We start from the raw sequence: 3,347 nt of genomic DNA, 5'->3' as shown, positions 1-3,347 counted from the left end.
GGCGCTTTTGTTGTGGTGTGGTGTTAGGGGGTGGTGTGGTGGTGGGTGTGGGTGGGGTAGTTGGGGTGGTTGAGGGGGGTGTGGGTGGTTTGTTGGGGTGGGTGGTGGAGGGCGTGGGTGAGGGTGTGGGTGTGGGGGGTGAGGTGGTTGAGGGTGGTGGTGAGGTGGGTGGTGGTGTAGTGGTGGTGTTGGGTGGGGGTGAGGTGGTGGTGGGTGAGGAGGGTGGGGGTGTGGGGGGTGAGGTGGGTGTGGGTGTAGAGGTGGTAGAGGTGGGTGAGGAGGGTGTGGGTGGGGGGGTGGGTGGTGTGGTTAAGGGTGGTGAGGAAGGCGTCGGTGGTGAGGCGTTGGATGTAGGTGTGGGCGAGGGTGAGGGCGGGGGTGCTGGCGTGGTTCCAGCGGGCGAGGGGGTTGTTTTTGGGTCCGGTGCGTAGGGCGGTGCGGGCGTGGGTGAGGTGGATGTGTTCGAGGTGGGTGAAGAGGTTGCGTAGGTGGGTGGGGTGGGTGAGGGCGTGGGGGGTGGTGGTGTCGAGGTGGGGGGTGGGGGTGGGGGGTGGGGGGGTGTGGTTGAAGATCATTTCGCTGGCGGCTTTGGCGGTGATGACGAGGTTGTCGCCTTCGGCGGTGATGGCGCCTTCGATGTTGAGTTGTTGTTCGAGGAGGTTGTTGGGGGGGAACAGGCCGTGGGCGCCGCAGCGTTCGCGGGCTTCGATGGCGATGGTGCGGGCTTGCCAGGTGGTGAAGGCTTTGGTGAGGGCGATGGTGCGTTCGAGGTGGGGGAGTTGGTCGGGGGTGTGGTGGGTGTAGAGGTCAAGGACGTGGCGGTTGAGGAGGGTGAGGGCGTAGGCGGTGGCGAGGTGGGTGAGGAGGGGTTGGTGGTGGGTGCGGTGGGCGATGAGGGGGGTGGTGTGGCCGGGGCGGGGGCCGGTGATGTGGCGGTGGTGGGCGTAGGTGAGGGCGGTGGCCAGGGCGGTGCGGGCCATGCCGAGGGTGCCGGCGCTCATGCAGAGTTTGCCGAGGGTGACGCGGTTGAGGGTTTTGAGGAAGCGTTTGCGGGGGTTGCCGAGGGTGGTGGTGAGGTGGCCGTCGGGGCTCAGGCGGGTGTGGTCGGCTTCCAGGAGGGCGTGGCGGGGCAGGGTGAGGTGGTGGAAGTGGGTGAGGCTGTGGTCGATGGTGGGGCCGGTGCGGGTGGGCAGGCGGCGGGTGGTGATGCCGGGCAGGGGGTGGCCGTGGGGGTCGGTGAGGGGGACCAGGAAGAGGTGGACGCCGTGGTCGTGGCCGGCGGCGATGAGGCGGGCGGCGACGAGGGCGGTTTTGGCGCCGCCGGCGGGGCTGGTGTTGGGCATGAATTTCTGGGCGCCCAGGGTGGGGGTGTTGAGGGTGAAGGTGTTGGTGTGGGGGTGGTGGTGGGCGGTGGTCTGCAGGTGGGCGGCGTCGTTGCCGTGTTCGAGTTCGGTGCACAGGAAGGTGCCGGTGCGGGTGAGGCGGGTGTAGGGGGTCAGGTCGCGGTGGTGGTGGTCGTGGTCGAGGAGGGTGCCCAGAAAGAGGTTGTAGTGGATGCTGGCCAGGGAGGTCAGGCCGCCGTCGAGGGCGCCGGTCCATTCGTGCAGGGCGGTGAGGCGTTCGGGGTCCTGGGCGAGGAGTTCGGGGGTGCCGGCGGCGTGGTTGAGCAGGTGCAGGCGCTTATAGGAGCGGGTGATCTGCTGGTGGGGGCTGAGGTCGTAGCGGTCGCGGAACTCGGGGCGGGCGATCAGGCGGCGCCAGGGGCCGTGGATGCGTTCGCGGTCGGGGCCGTGGAAGAGCAGGTCGGTGAGGCGGGCGGTGACCTCCGCCGCCTCCGTTGCCTGGGCGGCCTCCGCCGCCTTCGCCGCCTGGGCGGCCTGCGTCGCCTGGGCCGCTCGGGCGTCCTCGGTGGCCTGCGCCGCTTGGGCGTCCTCGGTGGCCTGGGCGGCTTCGGCGGCCTGGGCGGCCTGCGCCGCTTGGGCGGCCTGGGCGGCCTGTGAGGCCTCGGTGGCGTGTGCGGCCTGGGCGGCCTGGGCCGCCTGCGTCGCTTGGGCGGCCTGCGCGGCCTCGGTGGCCTGTGCCGCCTCGGCGGCTTGGGTGTCCTGCGAGGTCTGGGTGTTCTGCGTGGCCCGGTCGGCCCGGTGGGCCTGGGTGGCCTCGGCGGTGTGGGTGTCCTGGTCGGCTCGGGTGTTCTGCGCGGGTTGGCCGGCCCGGGTGCTCTGGGTGTTCTGCTCGGTCTGGGTGGCCTGCGCGGTCTGGCGGATGGCGGTCCTGCGGTCGGTGGCTGTGGAGTTGGTGGGGGTGTCCGCCGTGGGCCGGGCGGGCGTGGGCAGGTCTGCCGTCAGCGTGCCCGGCGTCAGGGAGTCCGGCGTGAGGGGGCCCGGTGTGAGGGAGTCCGGCATGAGGGCGCCCGGCGTGAGGGGGCCCGGCAGCAGGGTGTCCGGCGTGACGGGGTCCGGCGTCGGGGTGCCTGGCATGGGGGAGTCCGGCGTCGGGGTGTCCGCTGTGGGCAGGCCTGCCGCCGGGGTGCCCGGCGTCAGGGCGCCCGGCGTGAGGGGGCCCGGCAGCAGCGTGTCCGGCGTGACGGGGTCCGGCGTCAGGGTGCCCGGCGTGGGGGAGTCCGGCGTCAGCGTGCTCGGCGTCAGCATTCCCGGTATCAGGAGGTCCGGCGTCAGGGCGCCCGGCATGAGCGTGTCCGGCGTCGGGGTGCCTGGCATGGGGGAGTCCGGCGTCAGGGCGTTTGGCGTGAGGGTGTCCGGGGCTGGGGTGTCCGCTGTGGGCGGGTCTGCTGCCGGGGTGCTGTGCATCGGGGTGTTCGGGGTGGGGGTGCCCGGCGTCAGGGTGTGGGTGTGGGGGGTTGGTGTGGGTGTGCCGGGTGGTGTCGTGTCGGGTGTCGGTGCGAAGGCTGTGGGGGTGGTGGTTGTGTGAGGGGCTGTCGGCAGGCCTGCTGGTGGGTCTGTCGGTGGGTGGGGGGTGGTTGTCTGGTGGTGCCAGGCGGTTTGCGCGGCGGCCGCGGCCTGGGTGACGGCGGCTGCGGCCTGGGCGTCCATGGCTGCGGCGAGTTGTGCGGTGGCTGCGATTTTCGCCTGCACGGTCTGCGCGTCGTGCGGGGTGGGGTCGGGTGCGCCGTGCTGGCCTGTGCCCGGGTGGGGGCGTGGCTGGGCGGGTGGGGTGCCTGCGTGCCGGAGGGCGGGGGCTGCCGGGTGCTGCGGGGCGGTCTGTTGCGCGCCGGCCGTGGCCGGGTACGGGGCGCCGGCCTGGGCGGCGTCGGGCGCCGCGGCCAGGGTGGGGGCGCCGGCCTGGGTGGGTGTGGGGGGGTGGGCGGTGGCGGCGTCGAGGGCGGCCTG

General features: G+C 72.9%; 1 protein-coding gene. It reads right to left on the bottom strand.

The features are described 5' to 3' along the window. Positions 1 to 23: 23 nt before the first annotated feature. Positions 24 to 2,717, bottom strand: coding sequence for an acyl-CoA dehydrogenase family protein (locus IE330_RS38160; RefSeq protein WP_190140769.1), 2,694 nt, complete (start codon positions 2,715 to 2,717; stop codon positions 24 to 26). Positions 2,718 to 3,347: the final 630 nt, after the last annotated feature.

Origin of the sequence: Streptomyces longispororuber (assembly GCF_014656095.1) — a bacterium.
Taxonomy (GTDB): domain Bacteria; phylum Actinomycetota; class Actinomycetes; order Streptomycetales; family Streptomycetaceae; genus Streptomyces; species Streptomyces longispororuber.
The sequence above is the reverse complement of the archived record's forward strand: the minus strand, read 5'-3'. Positions and strand labels throughout refer to the sequence as shown.